This is a genomic window from Streptomyces sp. NPDC050263, assembly GCF_040655955.1.
GTDB lineage: Bacteria > Actinomycetota > Actinomycetes > Streptomycetales > Streptomycetaceae > Streptomyces.
The window spans coordinates 1-22,795 of sequence record NZ_JBFAKW010000144.1; the positions used below are offsets into that span (position 1 = coordinate 1).

The following is a 22,795-nucleotide window of genomic DNA, read 5'->3' on the forward strand; positions in this document are numbered from 1 at the left end:
TCGTACTGGACGTACTTGGGCTTTCGGCCGGTGCGGCGAGAGTGCGTGCCGGGCGTCGCGACGGGGCGAACGTTGCCTGCCGCGGCACTAGCCCGCACCGGCCCGGAGCGGTTCAGTGGACCGACAACAAGGTCGCCCTGTGGTGGCGGTCACGAGTTACCAGGTGACGGCCCGGGATCCCCCGTGACGTTGAGGGTGTTACTGGAAGTATTGAAGATGCCCTTGCTTGGAAGTCTCCAGCCCCCCGTAGGCAGATGCACCGCCGTCTGCTGCGGCCACCGCAGCAGTGGCGAACATCCCTGCAGCGCCAGTAGTGGCTGCCGCCTTCTTGACCCTCGAAACCACGACGAATCCTTGCTTCCACAAACGGTGAGACAGCGGCTCTGCTTCGATAGTGCTGTGCCTACAAAAGCGGTAGCGACCCTTCTTAGCGGGCCCACCGAGGCAGGGGCAGCCGATCTTTAACGTACGCGCGGAGAGGGTCCGTCGTTACACGGCTGATCAAGACAGCGACAGAACCAAAGTGCTGACGGTGATGAATCTAGCCTGGTCATCGCGAATAGTCGCCACAATCTTACCCGCGATGCACTTTGGTCCCCCGCTTCGCTTCCCGGAAGTACCTCATCGCCCGCAGCGTCACCGTCTGCGACAGACGGCCACCTTGCCGTCGACTGCACTTCGATTCTGGGTCAGGGGTGCGGCCGATTTCCGAGGCGGCTGCGTGGCGGCGCCGTTCGCGGTTTTCCCGAGCGAGCGCGGTGGTCTCCGATTTCGGCGAGCACCCGGGCGCCGAGCTGGACGCCGAGGCCGGGGAAGCTGAGGATGATCTCACCGTCCGGGTGCCGGGGGGAAAGCCTCCTCCACCGCATGGGCGAGGCCGTCGACAGCGGTGCAGGCGGCCACAAGCCGGCCCAGGAGGGCGAGCATCTGCTTGCCGAGCGCGTCCTCGACCACGGTCGGCCGTAGGGCCCACTCCTGCCGGAAGACCTCGCGGAGCCGCTCTGCCTCGGCGTCAATGCCGCGGTGGCGTCCTGCCCGCTTGAATACGGCGGCGATCTGTGAGCGCGTTGCGGCGCGGCCCTTGCCGGGGTGCAAGCAAGGGCCTCGTTTCTGCTTGTTGCCTTCCGGCAGCCGCGAGGCCATGGCCTGAATGGACTTGCGGCGGCCGTCCAGCATCAGTCCGCGCAGGTGGCAGCCGCCGTTGGCCGGCCGGTCCTTCCTCGGCACCGAGGAGAACACGTCCGCCACGAACAATGCCAACTTCGCCCGAACACGGTTCACTTCATATGCATCGACACAACCAACGTGCTCCCGAACAGGCCCGACAGGAAGATCTGCCGGGCCTATCGGTCAGCCCTCAGGGAGGATCGTCACGTTCTCCGCGAGCAGTCCGTCGACCAGGGCCGCGTACCGCTCGGGGCCCCAGGGAGGAGACGTCTCGCCCTCGACGGGCGCGTCTCCGTTGTTGATGAAGAAGCGCTCGTGTCCGCCCGGGGTGTACATGAACAGGAACGTCGCATCCGTATCACCGACGTTCTTGAACCGGTGACGCGTGTCTCGTGGGACGAAGACGAAGTCCCCGCTGTTCACCGTGAATATCCTCTCGCCCAGGAGGAACTCCAGCTCGCCGTCCAAGACGTAGAACGCCTCGTCCTCGTTGCCGTGGGCGTGCGCGACCGGTCCGCCACCCGGCGGGACGACGGCCTTGGCGAAACCCAGGACACCGTTGGTGTCATCGGCGGTCGCCTTGATCGTGTAGGTGTCGCCGGCGAGCCAGCGAGAGGTGCCCTCACCACGGCGGACGTGGACACCGCCCTCACGCGTCCAACGCGGGTCGCTCTTGTCCGGAACGGGGAAGGGGAAACTCATTTTCTCTCCTGGTGCTGTACTTACGTGCTGCTCTGGTGCGATGGTTCGGAAGGGACCGAGGTCTAGGCGAAGAATTCCTCGAGCGCCGCGAGGAGGTCCTCCGGGCGCTCGTCGCACAGGAAGTGGCCGGCGCCCTCGACCTCGACGGTGCGCAGGTCGGACGCCTTCTTCTCCATCATCAGGAAGATGACGGGAGCGCTCTTGCCTGCCAGGAAGAGCACCGGCACGGTGATCGGCATCAGCCCGTACGCCTTGTCGTCGGCCATGTCCTGGTGCCACGCCTGGTACCAGGCGTTGCCGGCCCGAATGGCGTCCGGGGTGTCATAGGCCGCGGCGTAGATCGCGCGGTCCTGCTCAGTGTAGGAATCCGGGCTGCCCGAGTAGTGGTCGATGATCCAGTCCGACACCGGCCGGAAGCGGCCGGTGAGGACCGTCTCCGGGAGGCCCTTCACCATGTTGAAGGCCAGCCACCACTGCAGGCCCTCCTGGCCGGGCCGCGGCAGCATCGGGATGCCGTACATGTCCTCGTTCGGGTGGACGGCCTCCCACAGGGCGAGCTTGTCGGTGGCCTCCGGGTGGTTGACGGCATGGCTGTACGCCACCGCGCCGCCGATGTCCTCTCCGCAGATGTGGGCCTTCTCGTAGCCAAGGGAGAGAACCAGCTCGTAGATGTCACGGGCCATGTTCTTCTTGTCGTAGCCGGATTCCGGCTTGTCCGAGTCGCCCATGCCGCGAATGTCGACGGCTACCACACGGAAGCGCTCCGCGAGCCTCGGCATCATCTTGTGGTACTGCCACCAGGTGCGCGGCCAGCCGGGCAGAAGGACCATCAGCTCGTCGCCCTCGCCACCGATGACGTAATGCAGACGCGTCCCGTTGACCTCTGCATAGCCATGCGCGAAACCGCTCAGGGAAGGGTGGTCAAGGCTGCTCATGGTGAGTAATTCCTTGCACTATAGAAGAAGGCGGGGCCGGCCAGGAAGCCGAAGTCTGATCGGTAAGGAAAGCCAACTGAAGGAACGCTGCCCGCTGGATGCGACGAGAAGCTTGCACGGAACACAACTTATTGCCGGGCTGCCCGATCATGGCGTCGACGTGGATGAGAACAGGCATGCATGGGCAACAATCATTGCCTCTTTGATCCCACTGAGCGCTTCCGCTCCCCGCCGACGTATCTTGAATGGGGATCATCGTTTCTGCACGAGGCCCTCTCCGACGTAGCCGTCATCGTCACCCCCCAATCTTGCGGATATGTGCCCGTGCGCCAACTGTCCAACATTTCTTGTATTTCGAGCCAGAAAGAGTGAATACGATCACGCCCATGATGGACGTGGACGTGCTCGACTTCACTCTCGCGAGCCCCCGGGCGTACGGGACTGAAACGCGACGAAAAAGGTCGGCTCACCCCTGAAAAGACGTTGATGCCATGCGCCAGGTCGCCGACGTGTTCGGTCTGGAAGGCGTCGCCCTGCGCGCCCTGGCCCGAGTTGAGCGGCCGCCGTACGGCGTCCTGCTCCTGCCGAGTGGTGTAACCGTCCCAGCCCCCGTGCCGATCCGGAGGGGCTGTGACCGACCGACGCGGCCGAGCGCTCGGCACCCTGCGCGAGCCGGTCAAGGTGGCATGGGCCGCTCAGCGCCCAAGCGCCGCGCCGACCAGCGTCCCAACGCGAAGCCCCGCACCATGCGCGATCCAGCGGTCCGCGAGAGCGTCGTCACGAACCCCGATCAGCCCTGGACCAGGACGAGGACTGCGTCGGCCCACCGGAAGAAGCCGCCCGCGATGGTGTTCCCTGCGAGGACGGCCGGCCGGAGGATCAGCACGGAGGACGGTGCGGCGGCCGCACTCGACTGAGACGGCGGTACCCGAGCGCCCGGGTACCGGCGAACACGCCGAGGAATCCCATACCGGCAGGAACCTCACCGTGCGGCCGACCCGACCTCCTGGCTGTCCGGCTACCGCTGGCTCAGCCCCTGATACGACCATGATCCCCGCAACTACCTGGCCTCGCCGCAGCCCTGAGCTGCTACAAGCGACTCGTCCGCCTCGCCACATGGGACACGGGCTTATGCGGTGAAGCGTTCGGCAAGGGACTTGGCCTTGGTGACCGCCTCTTGGTGGGCACGGTCGTGAGAGGTCTCGAAGAGCGGGATCAGTTCGGCCATGGCCGGGTTGTGCGGGGCCATGGTCAGCTCCGGGACGATGAAGTCGAGGTCGAGACTGAGGGTGTCGGCAAGGATCGCCGTCAGGTAGTTCAGGACGTACTCGTAGGGCTCCTTCGGTGTGCCCGGCCCGTAGGAGCCGCCCCGGCTGGCGACGACCGTGACGGGGGTGCCCTTGGCGGAGGGCGTCTCACCCGAGGTACGACCGAAGAGGATCACGTTGTCCAGCCATGCCTTGAGGGTGGACGGGATCGCGAAGTTGTACATCGGGGCACCGATCAGCACCGTGTCCGCCTGCTCCAACTCCTGGATCAGCTTGAGCCGTTCGGCGAAGGCGGCGGCCTGCTCGGCCGTGTGGGCGTCGGGATCGGCGAAGCCGGCGGTGTGGGCGTGGGCGGTGATGTGCGGGACGGGTTCGGCGGAAAGGTCGCGGTAGATCACCGTGCCCTCCGGGTGCTGCTCCTCCCAGGTCTTGCGGAAGGTCTCGGTGACGGCGCGGGAGGCGGAGGCGCCGCCCGGGAACAGGGACGAGTCGATGTGCAGCAACGTGGCCATGGCGTATCTCCATTAAGGGGTGGCATGAAGGGGTGACATGAAGGGTGGGCGCCCGCGGCGGGTGCCGCGGGGGCTCGTGGTCGGTGAGGCCCCGGGGCCGGTGGTCAGGCCGGCGGCTGAGGGCGCAGGACGCGGTCGGGGTCGTAGCGCTTCCACAGGTCGGTGACGCGGGTGCCGGTCGGCCCGGGGTAGGCGCGTGCGAACGTGGCCTCGTCGGGGGCGCTCTCGAAGTTCACGTAGGCGCCGTCGGTGTGCCGGGCGAGAGGGGTCCAGGCGGCGGCCAGCGTCGCGCGGTCGTCCGGCGGAAACGCCGAGGCGACGACGAGGGTGTTCTGGTGGCGGTGTGCGAACGCCATGGCCGAGGGGGCCGGGTCGTGGGTCGCGCCGCCGAGCGACCGCAGCTGGATCAGGACCGGGTCGGGGGCGGCCGACGCCGTGACCAGGGCGCGGGCAGCGTCCGGGGTCATGCCGGTGAGCAGTCCGTTGGTCGTGCTGGACGGCATCTGCCCGGCGTTGGCGTGCAGATGGAGCGAGGCAACCAGCTCCGTGTAGGGGCCGACGTGGGCCTGCCGAACCGTCACATCGCCGATGCCGAGCAGCGGTTCGAGGGCGTCACGGATGACGGACGGACTGTCCGAGGACACGACCGCGGTGATGAACGCGGCAGTGGAGATGCCCTGCGAGGACAACATCACCGCCGTGGAAAGCTCGCGCGGTGCCCGCGCCATGACGTCGGCCCAGCGGCGCAGCGTCTCCCCCGCCGGGTCCACCGCCGCGACCAGCTGCGCATAACCGATGTCGCCAAGCTCCATGGCCTCGATCTCGAAGGCCACCGCGATCCCGGCCCCCGCGCCGGCCCCGCGCATCACCCAGAGCAGGTCGGGCTCGGCCTCGGCATCGGCGCGTACGAACGTGCCGTCGGGCAGGACGACCTCCACGGCACGGATGTGGTCGACGGTGAGCCCGTACTGCCGTACCAGCCAGCCGACGCCGCCCCCGGTGGCGATGCCACCGACGCCGACGTTGCCGTGGTCGCCCGAGCTGATGGCCAGCCCGTGCGGGGCGAGCGCCTCAGCGACCTGGGCCCAGCGGGCACCCGCCTCGACACGGACCAGTCGGGAGCCTCGGTCGAGGACGTCGACCCGGTGCAGCGCGCTCAGGTCGATGACGAGCCCGCCTTCGTTGGTGCCGCTGCCGGACAGGCCGTGCCCGCCGCTGCGGACGGCCACCCGAAGCCCCGTCTCCCGCGCGAACCGCAGCGCCGCCGCGACGTCGCCCGCGGATTCGGGCAGGACGACGGCGGCCGGGCGTCCCACGGTGGTGTAGGTGGAGCGGAGCAGCCGGTAGCGGCGGTCGTCGGGGATGACCACCTTCCCGGCCAGCCCGGTCGGCACGGTGTCGAGGGTGGCGTTCATCGTCCGCTCCGGATGGCGTCGACACGCTCGCGTACGGCGGGCACGACCTCGTCGGCGAAGAGCGCGAGCTGCCGCTCGGGATCGGTGGCGGGCCAGAAGACGAAGGTGTCGAAGCCGAGTTCCACGGCCCACTCGGTGAAGGTGTCCACCCACCGCCGCACATCGCCGACGAGCCCGGGGCCGTCTCCACTGTCGCCGATCACGCCGATGACGTTGTAGACGCGCCGCAGCGTCCTCGGGTCACGGCCCGCGTCGGTGGCCGCCTCGTCGATGATCCGCTGCCGTGAGGGCACCTCCTGCGGCGGGACGTAGATGTTCAGCGGAGAGATCCAGCCGTCGGCCACCCGGCCGGTGACCGCGAGCATCCTGGGCTTCTGGGCGCCGAGCCAGAGCTCGACGGGCTTCGGGGGCACCGGTCCGGCGCGGTAGCCCGCGACGGAGTGGTACGGACTGTGCAGTTGTACGGCGCCTCCGGAAAGGGCCGTGCGCAGCAGCCCCAAGGACTCCTCGGCGAACGCCACCATGTCCTGGCCGCGTCGCGCCGGTCCGCCCATCGACGCGATGGCATCGGGGATGCCACCCCCGCCGAGACCGAGCTGGATCCGTCCGTCGGTGAGCACGCTCAGCGACGCGGCGGCCTTGGCGAGCATCACCGGAGGCCGCAGCTGCAGGTCGGCGACGTCGGTGAGGAAGGAGATGCGGTCCGTGGCCGCGGACAAGTGAGCGATCAGGGTCCAGGCGTCGAGGTGACCGGGCTGGTAGGGATGGTCCTGGACGGCGAGATGGTCCAGGCCCAGGTCCTCCGCCGTCCGGGCGAGGCGCCGGGTCTCGGGCCATGTCCCGGCGGAAGGGTCGAGGCTCAGTCCGAAGGAGAGCGGGCGCTGGTAATCGGTCATGCGTCTACGGTGCGCCGGTTCGCCCTCACGGCAAAACGATGGGTAAGTCACTAATCTTTTGTAAGTGGATACCATTCATGACGACACCTGCCCGAGCTTCGAAGGCACTCTCGAACTCATCGGACGCCGCTGGACGGGCTCGGTACTCCAGGCCGCCGCCCAAGGAGCCCGGCGCTTCGGCGAATACCGGGCACTGATCGACGGCATCTCCGACCGACTGCTCTCGCAGCGCCTGAAGGAACTCGAGGCGGCGGACCTCATCGAACGCACCGTCATCCCCACCACCCCCGTACAGATCCGCTACCGACTCACCCCGGACGGCCAGGCACTCGTGAACGCCCTGCAGCCACTCGCACAATGGAGCACGCGACGCGCCTCACGCCCCAGAAGGGCCCCGGCGGCCCGACCTCCCGCACCCACACCATCGAGCGGGAGGCGGTACTGCGGTCGGCGAAGAACTCGCGCAGGTGGCACTCGACGGTGCGCGCCCATGAACGGCCGGATGCCGATCTCGGGGTTGGACAGGCCCTCACCGGCGAGCCTGGCTGTCCGCGGCTCTCGCACGCCCCGTCAATCCCCTGGTCTCGGCGAGGCGTGAGCCGCATCGGGATCCGTGGGGCCCTCGAAGAGTCCCGAGTCGAGTGGAGCCGATGCACCCTGGGCGGTTCCGGATCCGCGTGCCAAGAGGCGGTGGTCGACAGCGGCGACCCCCGCCAGCAGGGCAACGACGGCGGTCATGCCGGCCCAGCCCGCGAAGCCTGCCGTGGCCCCCAATGGCACCGCGCAGACCGCGCCGACCATGCGGTCGACGATCCGTCCGCTTCCCAGCAGACCACGGTAGATCGCGTGCCCGACGAAGAAGACCGCGGTACCGGACCCCAGCCACCACCGGTTCGCATGCCCCTCGAAGTGGTGGATGGCGTCCGTGATGCCCGCTGCGACGAGGATGATGCCGATGATCATCACTAGGTGCGCGCCCGTGAACGCGTAGTAGGCCAGCATCTGTCGCCGGTGCTCGGACGCCTTCTTGAATTCGGACTCGGCCCGGGCCTCGTCACCATCGAAGTACACCCACCACAGACCCGACGCCACCGCGATTCCCAGTGCCACCCCCAGCGCCAGGGGGGCGTCCACCGGGTGGTTCTCGGAGCCCTCCGCGCCGATCCCGATGGCCACCACTGATTCACCCAGCACCACGAGCAGGAGCAGGGAATGGCGTTCCACGAAGTGCTGCGGCTCGATGACGAATCCCCGGATGCGCCCCAGGAACGGCGAGAGGTAGAGGACCGCCACCGCCGCCGCCCAGGAGACCCAGCCCCACGCTTCGGGCAGATGCGGCGCCATGAGTACGAGAACACCGGCGGCGGCGTTGAAGGGCGCGTTCCGCAGGATCGCCTGACGAGCGGAGGGGACGCTGGCCGTGACGTACACGAGGCAATGGATGGCGACCACGGCCAGATACGCCAGGGCGAAAGCCCAGCCCTCGGGTTCGAAGGCGTACGGCACATCCAAGCCCATGATGAAGAACGCCACCATCGCGAGCGTCAGAAGTAGGCGTACGGGCACCGCGTCGGGCCGCACCGCGTTGGTGAGCCAGCCGAACCCGCTGAACATCCACCACGCGACGACCATGGGGAAGAGGGCCTTGAGCAGGCCCTCCCAGCCAGGATGCGTCTCCACCGCGTGCGTCACCTGGGTGACCATGAAGACGAACACCAGATCGAGAAAGAGCTCCGGCGGCGTCACTCGACCACTGGCACCCTCGGAATTCCACAGGCGCCGACGTACAGGGAAAGTTGTGGTCCGTCCCGTTGCCCTCATGGCTGTTCGCTTACCTCCGCGGCACGTCGGACGGCCCACTCGTCGCGCGACGCCGACCGCCGCGATGAAACAGACTCTGCATCACGATGCTCAGTCCTTCAAGCGCCGCTTCGGGCTGCCGCAACCGACCCGGCTGACCGCGCCGATTGTACGCACGCGGCCTCGGTCGACAACATCTCAGGGTGACACCCGGAAGTGATCGGCCACCGGCAGGCGCCAGCAGCGTGTGTCCGCCCTTCCTGAGCCACCCCGCAGTGCATCGCCGCCTTCGGCGTGCCGGGCCCTGGCCGGAAACGTGTTACGGCTGCAAACCCTGATCACTCGATGACCGGTTTACCGCCGCGCAGGTCCGGTGCGGGCGCAGTACTCGGCCGTCACCTGTTCATACATCCAGAAAACGACATGTCCGCGCCCCGTTCCACCCAGCCCGGCATCCGCTGCCCGGCTCGGGTGCCGACCTGTATCCGATCAAAGGGGCAGTGATCGTTACCCCTGTATGCCCGCTCTCGTCGACGTCGATGCCATGACCGGGCGTCCGGCCATAAGTTGTGTCCCGCACAGGCTTCTTGTCGTGTCCCGCGGGCAGCGCTCCTTGCCGACAAGTGCTGGTGGCGTCGACGGCTCCTGCAGAAGGCAGGTCCAAGGCGGGCACATGACTCTCACACTGCGGGATGGTGAGGCCTGTGTTGGTGCCACTGTGAGGTGCGAGGGAGCCATACCACCATGAGCGGAAACACACAGACCGACACCTCTCCCGCACGCCGACGCCTGTGGATCTCGGCAAGCGCGGGGGTGGGTGAGGCTGCTGCCGACGCTCGCCGTGACGTGTCCCTTCGCCAGGGATCGGCGTGCTGGGCCGCCGCTGTGCCTGTCCTGTACCTCCCGCCCTTCCTGGGACGGATCCACGGCTTCGTCATTGGACCGCACCACTTCGCGGAGCGGCACGCGCTGCTGTTGCCGGTGGCCCTGGGCGAGTCCTTCGACGCCGGCGGGATCGGCGCCGAAGGCCCCGAGAGCCACTCCGTGTCGCCGGTGTGGTCTGGGCGGCGCCGCTGGGAGCGGTGGCCTCCTTCGCCGACTGGGCGGCCATGGCCACCGTCGTGGCCGTCCTCACGGCCATCGCCACGTCGGACCACCGCCGACCACCCATGTGACCCGGCCCTCGTAGACGCCCGGCGCACACGACACCCCCGTGCCGTGTCACCGGACGCCGGTGTCGCCCTCCGACAGCGGCGCCGGTGTCATGTCGAAGGTGCGGCCGAAGACGTCGTCCGGGTCTTGCTCGGCCCTCAGACGCCACAGCCGGCCCAGGATCGGCTCCGGGATGGCATCGAGTGGACGGGCCGGGTCCGTGTCTGTCTGGAAGCTCAGGCACATGCCGTTCCCCTGAGGGTACGGCTGGCCCAGTCCGCGTTGCCCGGGGGCCGTCGCCACGCCAGGACGTCATGCACCGCGCCACCCATGGTGCGGAACCGCGTGATCAGGATCTCATCCGACCTCATCACCCCCTCGACCGCCTCGGCGGCATGGCTGCGCGAGCACGCGATCGATGGACATTACGTTGGACAGTGTGTCCAACGCTACGTAAGCTGCTAGGCAGGCGCCACCGGGCGCCTCGTAAATGCAGACCGATCAGGAAAGTTGACTATCGTGACTGACGGGCCTTTGAGGCCGACTCTGCTGCTGGTGCACGGGGCCTGGCACGGCGCGTGGTGCTGGGAGAAGCTGACGTCGGTGCTGGGCGCCGAGGGATGGCAGACCCGGACGGTCGACCTGCCCAGCGCAGGCGGGCGAGCCGGTGTGCAGGACGACGCGCAGGTGATACGCGCCGAGTTGGAGAGCATCGACGGCCCGGTGGTCGTTGTCGCCCACTCCTACGGCGGCATACCGGCCAGCCAAGCCGTCGCCGAGGCCGGGAACGTGGCCCGCGTCGTCTACCTCTCGGCGTTCCAGCTCGACGTCGGAGAGAGCCTCCTCGGCTTCTACGGCGTGCCCGTCTCAGCGGAGCGGGGGGACTTCGAGACCTGGCCTGGCGATCCTGTCGAGATGTTCTACGGGGACCTGCCCCGAGCCGAGGCCGAGGAGGCCGCCAAGCGGCTGGTGCCGCAGAGCGCGAAGTCCTTCAGCGACGCCCTCACCGAGGCGGGTTGGCACACCGTCCCGTCGACATACATCGTCTGCGAGGACGATCAGGCCCTGCCCGCGAAGAGCCAGCAGGCGCTGGCCGCGCGGTCCGGCACCGTCCACAGGATCGCCGGCGGCCACTCGCCGTTCCTGGCGAAGCCGGTGGAACTCGCCGCCCTCTTGGCGGCGATCGTCCTCCAGCCGGACGCGTGACCCAGTCCGGAAGGCCCTGACAGGGACCCAGATCATCATCCGGCAGCGTTCACTGCCGCCCTCTGCGCGCCGCCGGGTGGGCAGGCGCGGTCGGGCAGTCCTGCCGGGCGGGAACGTCATCAACAAGGAGAACGTGGTGAACAGCATCAACTCACAGAACGAAACGGGCGCGCCCTCCAGGGAAGCCGTCCGAGCCGGACTCGTGGCGCGGGCCGTCGAGCTGCAGCCCCTGCTGCGGAAGCACGCGGCGCACGGCGAGGCGGATCGTGTCCTGCCGACGGAGGTCGTCGACGCTCTGGCCGAGGCGGGCGTCTTCCGGCTGCTGACCCCCAGGCGGTACGGCGGTCACGAGACCGACCTGCGGACCCTGACCGAGGTGAGCGAGGCCCTGGGGGAAGCCGACGGGTCCGCGGCCTGGGTCGGGATGATCATTGCCGTGACGAACTGGCTGGCGTCCCTCTTCCCGGACAAGGCCCAGGAGGAGGTGTTCGGAGCAGACCCGGACGCTCGAGTGACCGGTGTGGCCGCTCCGACGGGCATGGGCGAGCGGGTGCCGGGCGGCTGGCGCGTCAGCGGAAAGTGGTCGTACAACTCCGGTGCTCCGTTCGCCACTTGGGCGGCGGTCGGCGCGCTTCTGAAGGGTGAGGACGGGACCGTCCAAGACCAGGCACTCGTCCTGATCCCCGCCTCGGAGCTCACCGTCGAGGACACGTGGAACACTGCGGGGATGAGGGCCACGGCCAGCAATACCCTGATCGCATCGGATGTGTTCGTGCCCGAACACCGTGTGCTGTCAGTGCCCGCGGCCGCGGAGGGCGTCTACCCGCGCACCGCCGGGGACGAGACGCTCTACGGGTCGATGTTCGGACCGATGCTCCTGCTGTGCCTGGTCGGACCGCTGCTCGGGCTGGGCAGGGCGGCGTTGGGGACAGTGGCGGGCGACGCCACGGCGAAGCCGCTGTCCTTCACCGTCCACCCTCGGCAGGCCGACTCGGTCGGCGTCCAGGTACAGGTGGCCGAAGCGGCACTCAAGCTGGAGACCGCCCGTCTGCACACCTATCGAGCCGCGGACGAGGTGGACCGGGCCGCCCTCTCGGGAGAGCTGCTGGACTACGCGACACGCACGCACATCAGGGCGCGCGCGGGACTGGCGGCACAGCAGGTACTCGAAGCGATCAACATACTGTTGAATGCCCACGGCGCCTCCGGTTTCGCCGACGACCGGCCGCTGCAGCGGGTCTGGCGTGACGCCAACGTCGCCGCGCGCCACGCCGGACTCGTCCCGGCGGTCGGCCTGGAGGTCTACGGCAAGTCGCTGCTCGGCGTGACCGAGCGCGTCAGCCTCATGGTGTGAGTTCGCCGTGGGCCCTGAACGCCGCGGCGGCTCCCGGCGGTCAGGGCCCACACGCTGTACTGCGAGATATGGTCCCCGACCTGTTCTCTAAGATGTTGGTATGGCTTCCACTACTCGACGTCCCTCCAGCGCGGCCGACCGACGGTCGGCACTCGAAAAGCGGATTCTGTCCGTGATCGGAGACTGCCTGCGCAATGGTGTGACGTACACCGAGCTGAGTGTGGAGCAGATCGCGAAGGCCGCGGGCGTCTCCCGCTCGACGTTCTACCTGTACTTCCGTGACAAGGTGGACGTGTTGCTACGGCTGAGCGGTTCGCTCAAGCAGGAGAGCTACGCGATCACTGCGGCCTGGAGGCCCACCGGTCCCGACGGCGGCGTCGACGGCCTGGCGCGCACCTATGAGCTGGTCCTTCGGCACTACCGCGACCACGCGGCCCTGCTGGCGGCGATCAATGAGGTGGCCGCGTACGACCCCCTGGTGCGCGAAGCGTGGAGCGCGGACCAGGACCGCTTCGTCGACAACCTCGTGACGGTGCTGGAGGAGGAGCAGCAGGCCGGCCGGACTCCGGCGGGCATCGATCCCCGGCTCGCCGCCAAGCTGATCGTCCAGGGCGGCAGCCAGGTCATCGCCCAGCAGGTGTCCGGCGGCGACGGCGGCGACGACGCCGTCGTCGCCGCCGAGCTGGCCCGCGCCTACTGGTACGGCGTCTACCGTCGGCCCGCAGGGGACCCTGCCGCGGCGGGCTGACTGCACCGCCCGCCTTTCGGCGCCTGATGCGGCGGTCCGGTTCTCACATGCTCCTCGGACCAGGTGGTGACGAGCGCGGCTTCGGCCTGCTCCCTGTTTCGCCAACCTGTTTTCTGCCTGCTTCCCGGCCTGTCTGCGCAGCCGGAAACCCCTGGAGCAATCATGAAACTCGCACGCCGTTTTCACGCCCCTGTCGTCCTGCCCGCCGATGCGACGTTCTCGGTGGTCCGGGACGGTGTCGTCGACGTGGGAGAGCACGGCCGCATCACGTACTGCGGGCCTCGGTCCGAAGCGCCCCCGGCCGACGGCAGGCCCGTCACCTTACTCCCCGGCCTTCTGATGCCCGGCCTGATCAACGCTCACGCGCACAGCGCCATGACACCCCTGCGCGGCGCGGGAGGCGACCTGCCGTTGCTGTCGTGGCTGAACGATGTCATCTGGCCGGCGGAGGCCCGTATGCGGCCGTCGGACGCATACGCCGGCATGCTGCTCGGCTGCGTCGAGATGCTGCAGCACGGCGTCACGACCAGCGCCGAGATGTACATGCACGGAGAGTCGGTGGTGCAGGCGGCACTCACCGCGGGCAGCCGGATCCTTCTCGCCCCCGCCTACTTCGACCGGCCCGGGGAGGGATGGCAGGGCGCCCTCAAGCAGATCGAGAAGTGGATCGACGCGGACGGCCTGAGATTCGGCCCCGGCGACCGGGTCGAGCTGTGCTACGGCCCGCACTCCGCCTACACCCTCCCGGCCGAGGCCCTGCGGGCGACAGCCGAGTCGGCCGCAGACCGGGGCGCCCTCGTCCACATCCACGTCGCAGAGTCCCTGACGGAGGACCAGGAACAGCGAGCGGAGTACGGATCCGTCCCCCTGCTCCTCGGTGAGACAGGGCTTCTGAACGGGCGTCTGCTGGCGGCGCACGCCGTGCACCTCTCCGCCCACGACATCCGGCTCCTCGCCGACCACGGCGCGGGAGTCGCCCACTGCCCGGGGTCCAACGCCAAGCTCGCCTCGGGGGTGGCCAGGCTCACTGCGCTGCGGGCCGGCGCCGTCGCCGTGGGCCTGGGCACGGACGGCCCGGCCAGCAACGACGACCTCGACCTGTGGGAAGAGATGCGTCTCGCCATGATGCTGGCCCGCGCGACGACCGGGGATCCGCTCGCCCTTACCGCCAGGGAGGCGCTGTCGATGGCGACGCGCGGCGGAGCCGCAGCACTGGGCCGGGACGACATCGGCGTGCTGAGCCCGGGCGCGTGGGCCGACATGGTTCATGTCGCAGTGGACGGGCCGCACTTCGCCACGGGGCTGGACGTGCCGGACCCGCAACTGCTCGCCAACCTGGTGTGGGCCGCGGGCTCCCGAGCCGTTCGCGACGTCTGGGTCGCCGGTGAACAGGTCGTCGCCGCCGGGGAGCCCCTGCACGTCGACCGTGTCGCCGCCCAGCGGGCGGTCGCCGCGGCGGCAGCCCACATGCTGCCGGCCGCGGCGTAGCACGTGGTCGGTCAGGCGGCGCGGAGGGCGCCGGTGGCGTACTCCCAGAGCCGGTCCGCCGCCTGCGGGTCGAGCGCGTGGGCGGCCACGCCACCGCTGGGCTGATCCTCATCGGCCGGGACGGTCCGCGCCTCCTGGTTGTCCTCGAAGTAGCGGCCGGTGACGCCCTTCAGCAGGGGCGAGGCGGCCAGGAGGACAGAGGTGGCGGCCCCCTGGGCGGGGCTCTTGTAGTACGGCAGGGGAGTCAGATTCCCTTCGCTGTCCATCACGCCGAACGCACGCATGGTGTCGTCGTCGAGGTGCCGCTGGAGACGGGTGAGGATGTACCCGGGGTTGAGCGCGTTGGCCGTGATCCCGTCGGCTGCCAGGCGGCGGGCACCCACCGCGAACAGGACGTCGGCGGACTTGGACTGCCCGTAGGCCGCCCAGGGGTCGTACGGCCGCTGCTCGAAGTGGGGGTCGTCGAAGTCGAAGGGCACTGCCAGGTGGGCGCCGGAGCTGACAACCACGATGCGGGCGGAGCCGGCGTCCCGCAGAGCCGTGTGCAGGCCGGTGGCCAGGGCGAAGTGCCCGAGGTAGTTGGTGGCGAGCTGCATCTCCCAGCCGCCCGGGGTGAGGGTGCGCGTGGGAAGAGCCATGATCCCGGCGTTGGCGACGAGGATGTCGAGAGGCCCACGCCACGCTCGTGCGAAGGCGTCGACCGAGGCGAGATCGGCAAGATCGAGTGCCTCGACGCGTACCCCGCCCGCGCCGTCCACGGGGGCGAGTTCCCGGACGAGTGGCTCCGCGGACTCCGGATGGCGGGTGGCGATCGTGACCTCCGCTCCGGCGGTGGCCAGGGCCCGGACGGTCTCGGCGCCGATACCGGAGGCGCCGCCGGTGACCACGGCTCGGCGGCCGGTGAGATCCACGCCGTCGATCACCTCGGTGGCGCTGGCGTGGGACGAGAAGGGAGTGGTCAGGAGGACGGTGTCGTTCACTGAGGGCCTTTCGGGCGGGGTGATCGGCGTCAAGAGGATCTTGAGGGGGGAAGGTGCCGTGGAGAACGGACGTGTGGCCGGGGCTCGTTCACTTGGCCGGCGCGGTGAGGTCCGCGTCATGTGCCGGTGCGGCGTAGTCAGTCGTTCGGCGTCGGTGGGATGTTGAAGTTGCGGTTGAAGACGTCGTCCGGGTCCCATGCGGCCTTCAGGACCCGCAGGCGGGTCAGGACGGGCTCCGGGAAGGCGTCGAGCAGGCGGGCCGGGTCGGTGTCCGTCTCGAAGCTCAGGTACGTGCCGTTCAGGTGCGGGTAGAGCCGGGCCCAGTGGCTGTCCATGCGCGGGACCCACGTCGGCGCGGTGGCGGCGACGACTGAGAAGTTCTGGGTGCGGTGCGACCAGGCCATGGCGTCCTTGGGCATGTCGTGCACCGCGCCGCCCATCGAGCGGAACTGCACGACCAGGACGTCGCCCGATTTCATCGTCTCCTCGATGATCTCGGCGGCTTCCCGGGTGATGTGCTCCAGCAGCCCGCTGCGCGTCTCCTCCAGGCCCTGGCCTTGGTGCTGGTTCCCGAGCGGGGCGACGATCATGTGGTACGGGACGAGCTGCGCCTGCTGGACGATGACAGGCCCAATGCCCAGGAACGGGGTGAGGGCCTTCTGCGCGTCCTCGACGTCGTCCCCGGCGTACACCAGAGTGACCTGTGCGGTCACCGGGTCACTGCGCCGGGCGGGAAACAGGGACAGGAAGCTGGTGATCTCGCGCGGGGCGGCCTCGACCAGGCGCCCCCATTCCATGAGGAAGTCCGCCGTGTCGGTCGCGTCCACCACGAGCGTGGCGAAGGTGACGTTCGCGAGCTCGTACGCCTGGAGCTCGAACGCCGTCACGATGCCGAAGTTGCCGCCCGCGCCACGGATCGCCCAGAACAGGTCGGGGTCGTGCTCGGCGTCGACACGGAGCCTGTGACCGTCGGCGACGACGATCTCGGCGGCCGTGATGTGGTCGATGGTCAGTCCGTACTTGCGGGCCAGGTAGCCGAGACCGCCGGCCGTGGCGAGGCCACCGACACCGACATCGCCGTAGTCGCCCGAGCTCATGGCCAGGCCGTACGGCGCCAGCTCGCGAGCGACGTCTCCCCAGCGCGCGCCGGGCTCGATCCGGATGCGTCCGGTGGCCCGGTCCAGGACCTCGACGGAGTTCATCTTCGACAGATCGATGACGATGCCGCCGTCGACGGTCGACCGGCCGCTGATGCCGTGACCCCCGCTGCGCACCGCTATGTCGACGTCCTGGCTGCGCGCGTAGGCGAGGGCCGCCACGACGTCGTCGGCGTTCTCGGCCTGGATGACCAGCGCGGGCGATCCGGTGCGGGTGTAGGTGTGACGCACGTTCTCGTAGGCCCGGTCGCCCGGCTCGACGACCTTCTTCGCGAGGGACTGCGGGACGGCGTCGTAGCTGATGGCGCCGTGCCGCTCGGCGAGGGCGACGGCCGGGCGGGCGGGCGCGGCGCTCGTGCCTGCCGTCGCCCGCTCACGCACCACCGCCTCGCGCAGCGCGGGGGCGACCTCCTCGCCGAAGGTGCGGATCAGCCTCGGGTCGTCGCGGCCGATGAAGAACCCGGAGAAGCCGTGGTCCAGGACGAGAGGGAGCAGTTCCTCGACCCATTGCTCCGGCGGCCCCTGCAGGTGGCCCCGGCGCACGGCGGAGAAGTCCACATCGATGACGTTGAGCAGCCGCCGGATCTCGCGCGGGTCACGCCCCGCCGCCAGCGCCGCCTCATCGATCATCTTGTTCGCGTCCGCCATACCGGGGGTCTGGAGGTACTCCAGCGTCGGCAGCCACCCGTCCGCCTTGCGCCCCGTCAGACGGAGCATCCGCGGCTTGTAGGAGCCCAGCCAGATCCCTATGTCGTGCGCCGGACGCGGACCGCGCTTCATCGCGGGGATCTTGTAGTACTCGCCGTCCCAGCGCAGGCGACCGGACTGATCGCCGTCCCAGACGCCGCGCACGATGTCGATCGCCTCGTCGAGGGCGTCGACTCCCTGGCCTGCCGTCAGGTGGCGGCCGCCCATGCTGCGTACGGCGTCCGGGAAGCCGCCCGCGCCGAGTCCGAGTTCGAACCGGCCGCCGGAGAGGAGGTCGAGGCTCGCCGCCGTGCGCGCGAGCACCGCCGGAGGCCGCAGGGGCAGGTTGGTGACGTTCGCCGAGACGTGGATGCGGCTGGTGCGGGCCGCGACCCAGGACAGCAGGGTGTAGGTGTCCAGGAAGTCCGCGTTGTAGGGGTGGTCCTGGAAGGTTGCGACATCCAGTCGGACCGCTTCCGTGAGTTCAGCCAGGGCCACGGCCTGTGCCGGGGCGTGCGCGGTGGGGGTGATGAAAGTGCCGAGCATGAGCTCGTGGCCGTAGTCGGGCATCGAGTGATCCTCTGGTGGCTTTGTGCTGTGCGTGGGCGCCGTGGAACTTCTCGCGGTGCGGACTTCTGTCGGGGCGCGCTTTCTTTTCCACGCGCTTCCTGTCGTAGTAGGCCGGCGATTCGGGGCTGGTCAGCGAGGCGAACGGCGCCAGGGACAGGGCCCGACAGACCGCGGACCAACTCTTTCTGGGCGTGGCCCAGGTCGCACCGGGGATGGGCACTGGTCGAGTCCCTGGGGGATGTGCGGTCTGCCCTCGTTTCGAGGTGTCGCGGCGCTGCCGACGGGGTTGGGACACAGCCGTCGGCCAGGGATCAGATTCCCTGGAGCTGCCTGCGTGAGGTGACGCCGAGCCTGTTCATGGTGCCGGCGGCGCGCTTGCGGACGTGTTCCCCAGTGGCCCACAGCTCCTGTCGGCGCGCTGGGAAAGTGCCTCCATGCCCAGTGTGCGGAAGAAGCTCGCGGGGACGTGCAGTCGCCATGACGGCACCCCCGGCGTTGCAAGGCCCCGCCCGGCCGGATCCACTCGTGCGACGAGCTGTGCGAGTCCGACGTCGCGGAGTTCGCTGACGCCGGGTCTCGGGCCATGTCCCGGCGGAAGGGTCGAGGCTCAGTCCGAAGGAGAGCGGGCGCTGGCAATCGGTCATGCGTCTACGGTGCGCCGGTCCGCCCTCACCGCAAAACGATGGGTAAGGTGCTAACCTTTTGTAAGTGGATACCATTCATGACGACACCTGCCCGAGCTTCGAAGGCACTCTCGAACTCATCGGACGCCGCTGGACGGGCTCGGTACTCCAGGCCGCCGCCCAAGGAGCCCGGCGCTTCGGCGAATACCGGGCACTGATCGACGGCATCTCCGACCGACTGCTCTCGCAGCGCCTGAAGGAACTCGAGGCGGCGGACCTCATCGAACGCACCGTCATCCCCACCACCCCCGTACAGATCCGCTACCGACTCACCCCGGACGGCCAGGCACTCGTGAACGCCCTGCAGCCACTCGCACAATGGAGCACGCGACGCGCCTCACGCCCCAGAAGGGCCGAACCAGCCGCAGCAGCCTGACCTCCCGAACCCACAGCATCAGCCCGATTACTCGGCCGGACCAAGGCTGTCGGCCCACGCCGTCACCGGTGAGCCTTGCCGTCCGAGGCTCTCGCGGGGTCAGAGCCGTACGGGGTCGTGCTCTGGAGTTGTCTGCGTGAGGTGACCCCGAGCTTGCCGAAGACCTTCCGCAGGTGCCATTCGACCGTACGCGGACTGATGAAGAGCCGGGCTCCGATCTCGGTGTTCGTCAGGCCCTCACGGACGAGTCTGACGATCTGAGTCTCTTGGGAAGTGAGTTCGCTCTGGGTGTGGGCTGTGCGTTTGCGGATGTTTTCACCCGTGGCGAGCAGCTCACGTGCGGTCCGTTGCGCGAAGGCCTCCATACCCATCGTGGTGAAGAGCTCGTGGGCGATGCGCAGCTGGTCGCGGGCGGCCTGCCGACGGCGCTCGCGGCGTAGCCATTCTCCGTAGAGGAGGTGGGCACGGGCCAACTCCCCGCGGACGGTGGTGCCGCCCAGCCGGTCGATCGCTTCCAGGTAGTGGCCTTCAGCCGCTGCGGTTTCGGCCAGGAGAGCACGCGAGCGGGCCTCTATGCCCAGTGCCCAGTCCGTGCCGCTCGGACGGGTCAGCTCCGTGAGACGGCGCAGGGCGTCAAGGGAGTGTCCGGGCACGCCGCCCCGGGCGACAGCCTCGATGTACTCGGCGAGCGTGTAGGTCGCGGTGCCCAACTCCAGCTGGCGGTACCCCTGAATGACCTCTTCCGCGGCCGACACCGCCTCCGTGTAGCGGCCCAGACTGTTGTAAAGGAGGGCCCTCGCCCACCCACCGACTTTCGGACCGTTCCCCTCACCCCGGCGGGTGGCGCCCTCAGCAGCACGCTTGGTCAGGTCGGTACATTCTGCTTCACGTCCTCGCCAGGCACTGAGTAGGAGCGCGCTGTAGAGCGGAGCCGCGGTTCCGACCGCCTCGGAGACTGTTTGCACTTCCTCCACCAGTGATGTGGCCTCGGCCAACTCGCCGGCGAACACGTGCACGGCGCCGCGCATGGTCAGGGCGAGCGGGAGTGCCGCAACCTGCCCGACCTCCCGGACGAGTTCCAGGTGGCGGGCAGCGAGCAGGGCCCACGCTTCGTGGTCCCACAGACCCGCAGCGGCCACACCGGCCACCCACAGCCAGCGCAGCCCCTCCTCCTTGGGAAGGTCCGGCTCGCGAAAGGCCCGCAGGGCCATTTTCAGGGTGGGCGCGCCGGCTTCGTGGCCTTCGACGATCCGTGCCGCGACGCCGTCGAGCAGGAGATCGGCTGGACGGGGAGGATGAGCGGCCGGTGCGGAGCGTGCTGCCCTGGCCGCTTCATACTCCCCGCCGCCGCCCGCCAGCGGGCCGGCGAACATCGCCGCGCTGATCACCTCCAGATACGTTTCACGAGCAAGGGCGGCGTCATAGGGTTCGAGCTGGCTCGCGGCCTTGAGCAACAGAACCGGCGCCTCGCTGCCCCGGTCCGTCGTGAACGCGATCTGGGCGCGCAGCAGATCGACCTCACCGCGTCGGTGGTCGTCAAGGGGGCCCGTTTCGGCAATGGACAGCAGTCGCAAGGCGGTATCGGGGGTCCCCGCCTCGTGTGTCGCCCGCGCGGCGGCCAGGGCACGCACCTGACGGCGGGCCGGATCAGGGGTCAACTCCGCCGCCCTCGCCAGGAAAGCCGCTGCCGCTGCAAGCCCGCCGCGTGTTCGCGCTCGTCTGGCTGAGCGCTCGAGTTCCGCCGCGACGACGTCGTCAGGGCCTGACGCGCCATGCGCCGCGTGCCAGGCGCGGCGGTCGGGGTCCGCCGTCGGATCGGTGGTCTCCGCCAGCACGCGGTGCGTGTCGCGGCGTTCCTCAGGCGACGCCGCCCAGTAGATGACTGAGCGTACGATCGGATGAGAGAACCGCACCCGGTCGCTGATCTCCATCAGACCGGCTGCCTCGGCAGGGGCCGCAGCCTCGAAACCGATGCGCAGCTGCTCGACCGTACGCCACAGCAAGGCCGGCTCGCCGGTGGGGTCTGCCGCCGCAGCCAGCAGAAACCGCCGGGTCTCCAGCGGAAGTCCGGCAATCCGCTGCAGATATGCCGCCTGGATCCGGTCCGTCACAGGTCGCGCACTCGGCACGCCGAAACCACCGGCGAATTCCACCGGAGTTGATTCCCTCGGCAGTTCCCGCAGCGCCAGCGGGTTGCCCCGTGCCTCAGCGACGATACGGTCGAGTACCTGCTCGTCCCATGGACCGGGAAGCACTGAGCGCAGCAGCGCTCGCGCGTCCTGCTCGGGCAAGCCTTCGACCAACAGCTCGGGCAAGCCGATGGGCTCTACCGTGCCGGGGGACACACCGTGCGGCACCCGGACCGCGAATACGATCGCCACCGATTCGGCGACCAGGCGTCGCGCGGCGAACGCCAGCGCCTGGATGGAGGCGCGGTCGAGCCACTGCACGTCGTCCACCACGCAGAGCAACGGCCTGTCCCGGGCGACCTCGGACAAGAGGCCGAGGGTGCCCAACGCGACGAGAAAGCCATCGGGCGCACATTCCGAACCCAGACCCAATGCCCCGCTCAGGGCATCGCGTTGTATGTCGGGGAGGCTCAAAAGCCGGTCCGACATGGGGGCGCACAGCTGGTGCAGCCCGGCGAAGGCCAACTCCATCTCGGACTGGACACCTGCGACGCGGGCTACATGAAATCCCCGTGCCTGCTCGACCAGGTACTCGAGCAGCGTGGACTTGCCCACGCCTGGTTCACCGCGAACCACCAACGCCCGGCTCTCTCCGCCGCGTACAGCGTCCAGCAGCTCCTCGACCTGCTCGCATTCATGACCCCGCCCTGGAACACGCGACTGCATCACCGGCCGGTCAACCACTTCGACGCAGCACGGGTATATCCGCGCCGGCGGCCTGGACGTCGGACCGTTCCGAAAATGGCCGAGCCGGGCTCAATGCGGACAATGGTGCCATCCGTGCGAGCCTTGACCGTCTGCCCACCAAACTGTTCTGGACCCTGGGGCGTTGACCACGCACGTGTGCACCTCCTGCTGACGAAAACCAGTCATTGTCCGGCCCAAGCTTCTCATCCGAGAAGGGCGCGAGGCGCTGGTGCTGATCGTCTGAATGACCGGCCGGCGGACGCGGTGCTGATCGGTCAACCAACCCGCGCGCGGATGACCGTCCGGCGATCCGCGCTGCGAATGACCGTTCAGTCGGCCGGCGCGGGATAGTCGATGTAGCCGTGTGCGTCGCCGCTGTAACAGGTCTCGCGCTGCGGCGTGTTGTACGGGCCGCCCGCCGCGATGCGGCAGCAGGGCAGGTCGGGGCTGGCGAGGTAGGCCTCGCCGAGTGCGATGACGTCGGCTGCACCGCTGTCCGGTGCGTCGCGCACCGCCATGTGCGGCGGCAGCGGCGTCGTGTCGCGGTGTGGGTGGAGGACGAGGACGCCGGGCCACAGCGAGCGCGGTGTCCGGGTAGCAGATCCGCGGGTGTCGTGTGATAAAAGACACCGTCCGCACCGGTGAAACTGAATTCCTCGCTGTCGGTAAGTGCTTGAGCCTCGCCCGCGCCGCAGAAGCCCCATACCGGGTAGGCCTCATGCGCCCGCCGGGCAGGGCGGTTGCAAGTTCCGGGATCGCGTAGATCGTCTGCGTCCGGCGGGAGTTGACGCAGCAACAGCACAGGCACGAGACCGGTGATCAT

The 22,795-nt window shown here is 69.1% G+C and carries 18 protein-coding genes and 1 pseudogene; 7 read left to right on the forward strand and 12 right to left on the reverse strand.

What is annotated here, in order from left to right:
- Positions 1–1,110: 1,110 nt before the first annotated feature.
- The 3 genes and pseudogenes from AB0J04_RS39210 to AB0J04_RS39220 form a co-directional block, all read right to left on the reverse strand.
- Positions 1,111–1,347, reverse strand: a pseudogene (locus AB0J04_RS39210) (IS701 family transposase); the annotation flags it as partial.
- 3 nt (positions 1,348–1,350) lie between these two features.
- Positions 1,351–1,869 carry a cupin domain-containing protein gene (locus tag AB0J04_RS39215; RefSeq protein ID WP_363173431.1) on the reverse strand — a complete coding sequence of 173 codons (519 nt, stop codon included), beginning with the start codon at positions 1,867–1,869 and terminating at the stop codon, positions 1,351–1,353.
- Between the two features lie 62 nt (positions 1,870–1,931).
- Positions 1,932–2,804 carry an alpha/beta hydrolase gene (locus AB0J04_RS39220; protein ID WP_363173432.1) on the reverse strand — a complete coding sequence of 291 codons (873 nt, stop codon included), beginning with the start codon at positions 2,802–2,804 and terminating at the stop codon, positions 1,932–1,934.
- A gap of 686 nt (positions 2,805–3,490) precedes the next feature.
- Between AB0J04_RS39220 and AB0J04_RS39225 the strand changes: the two genes are divergently transcribed.
- The gene (locus tag AB0J04_RS39225) at positions 3,491–3,721 is read left to right on the forward strand and encodes a hypothetical protein (RefSeq protein ID WP_363173433.1); all 231 of its coding nucleotides are present in this window, start codon (positions 3,491–3,493) and stop codon (positions 3,719–3,721) included.
- Between the two features lie 212 nt (positions 3,722–3,933).
- On the opposite strand, the gene AB0J04_RS39230 is transcribed toward AB0J04_RS39225, so the two are convergent.
- The 3 genes from AB0J04_RS39230 to AB0J04_RS39240 form a co-directional block, all read right to left on the reverse strand.
- Positions 3,934–4,584, reverse strand: coding sequence for an NAD(P)H-dependent oxidoreductase (locus tag AB0J04_RS39230; RefSeq protein ID WP_363173434.1), 651 nt, complete (start codon positions 4,582–4,584; stop codon positions 3,934–3,936).
- A 104-nt stretch (positions 4,585–4,688) separates the two neighbouring features.
- Positions 4,689–5,999, reverse strand: a complete 1,311-nt coding sequence (locus tag AB0J04_RS39235; protein WP_363173435.1) for an FAD-dependent oxidoreductase — start codon at positions 5,997–5,999, stop codon at positions 4,689–4,691.
- Positions 5,996–6,895, reverse strand: a complete 900-nt coding sequence (locus tag AB0J04_RS39240) for an LLM class flavin-dependent oxidoreductase (RefSeq protein ID WP_363173436.1) — start codon at positions 6,893–6,895, stop codon at positions 5,996–5,998. The genes AB0J04_RS39235 and AB0J04_RS39240 overlap by 4 nt, the downstream gene beginning before the upstream one ends.
- 64 nt (positions 6,896–6,959) lie before the next feature.
- On the opposite strand from AB0J04_RS39240, the gene AB0J04_RS39245 reads away from it, so the two are divergent.
- Positions 6,960–7,493: a helix-turn-helix domain-containing protein gene (locus tag AB0J04_RS39245; RefSeq protein ID WP_363173437.1), complete on the forward strand. Its 534-nt coding sequence runs from the start codon at positions 6,960–6,962 to the stop codon at positions 7,491–7,493.
- Here AB0J04_RS39245 and AB0J04_RS39250 read toward each other — a convergent pair.
- The gene (locus tag AB0J04_RS39250) at positions 7,466–8,641 is read right to left on the reverse strand and encodes a low temperature requirement protein A (RefSeq protein ID WP_363173438.1); all 1,176 of its coding nucleotides are present in this window, start codon (positions 8,639–8,641) and stop codon (positions 7,466–7,468) included. The genes AB0J04_RS39245 and AB0J04_RS39250 overlap by 28 nt on opposite strands.
- A 1,275-nt stretch (positions 8,642–9,916) precedes the next feature.
- A complete protein-coding gene (locus AB0J04_RS39255) occupies positions 9,917–10,093 on the reverse strand; it encodes a hypothetical protein (protein ID WP_363173439.1) in 177 nt (58 codons plus the stop codon).
- A gap of 273 nt (positions 10,094–10,366) precedes the next feature.
- Between AB0J04_RS39255 and AB0J04_RS39260 the strand changes: the two genes are divergently transcribed.
- The 4 genes from AB0J04_RS39260 (at position 10,367) to AB0J04_RS39275 (ending at position 14,643) form a co-directional block, all read left to right on the forward strand.
- Positions 10,367–11,053 carry an alpha/beta hydrolase gene (locus tag AB0J04_RS39260; protein ID WP_363173440.1) on the forward strand — a complete coding sequence of 229 codons (687 nt, stop codon included), beginning with the start codon at positions 10,367–10,369 and terminating at the stop codon, positions 11,051–11,053.
- Positions 11,054–11,189: 136 nt separating this feature from the next.
- Positions 11,190–12,407, forward strand: a complete 1,218-nt coding sequence (locus tag AB0J04_RS39265; protein WP_363173441.1) for an acyl-CoA dehydrogenase family protein — start codon at positions 11,190–11,192, stop codon at positions 12,405–12,407.
- 100 nt (positions 12,408–12,507) lie between these two features.
- On the forward strand, positions 12,508–13,155 hold the full coding sequence (locus AB0J04_RS39270) for a TetR/AcrR family transcriptional regulator (protein ID WP_363173442.1): 648 nt from the start codon (positions 12,508–12,510) through the stop codon (positions 13,153–13,155).
- Between the two features lie 162 nt (positions 13,156–13,317).
- On the forward strand, positions 13,318–14,643 hold the full coding sequence (locus tag AB0J04_RS39275) for an amidohydrolase (protein ID WP_363173443.1): 1,326 nt from the start codon (positions 13,318–13,320) through the stop codon (positions 14,641–14,643).
- Between the two features lie 11 nt (positions 14,644–14,654).
- Here the strand turns inward: AB0J04_RS39275 and AB0J04_RS39280 are convergent, their stop codons facing one another.
- Positions 14,655–15,623, reverse strand: coding sequence for an SDR family NAD(P)-dependent oxidoreductase (locus tag AB0J04_RS39280; protein WP_363173444.1), 969 nt, complete (start codon positions 15,621–15,623; stop codon positions 14,655–14,657).
- Positions 15,624–15,760: 137 nt separating this feature from the next.
- Positions 15,761–18,037 carry an LLM class flavin-dependent oxidoreductase gene (locus AB0J04_RS39285; RefSeq protein ID WP_363173445.1) on the reverse strand — a complete coding sequence of 759 codons (2,277 nt, stop codon included), beginning with the start codon at positions 18,035–18,037 and terminating at the stop codon, positions 15,761–15,763.
- 708 nt (positions 18,038–18,745) lie between these two features.
- Between AB0J04_RS39285 and AB0J04_RS39290 the strand changes: the two genes are divergently transcribed.
- Positions 18,746–19,096: a helix-turn-helix domain-containing protein gene (locus AB0J04_RS39290; RefSeq protein WP_363173446.1), complete on the forward strand. Its 351-nt coding sequence runs from the start codon at positions 18,746–18,748 to the stop codon at positions 19,094–19,096.
- Positions 19,097–19,158: 62 nt separating this feature from the next.
- Here the strand turns inward: AB0J04_RS39290 and AB0J04_RS39295 are convergent, their stop codons facing one another.
- Together AB0J04_RS39295 and AB0J04_RS39300 are read right to left on the reverse strand one after the other, a co-directional pair.
- Positions 19,159–21,951, reverse strand: a complete 2,793-nt coding sequence (locus tag AB0J04_RS39295) for an AAA family ATPase (RefSeq protein WP_363173448.1) — start codon at positions 21,949–21,951, stop codon at positions 19,159–19,161.
- Positions 21,952–22,301: 350 nt separating this feature from the next.
- Positions 22,302–22,490 carry a hypothetical protein gene (locus tag AB0J04_RS39300; RefSeq protein ID WP_363173447.1) on the reverse strand — a complete coding sequence of 63 codons (189 nt, stop codon included), beginning with the start codon at positions 22,488–22,490 and terminating at the stop codon, positions 22,302–22,304.
- Between the last annotated feature and the right edge of the window lie 305 nt (positions 22,491–22,795).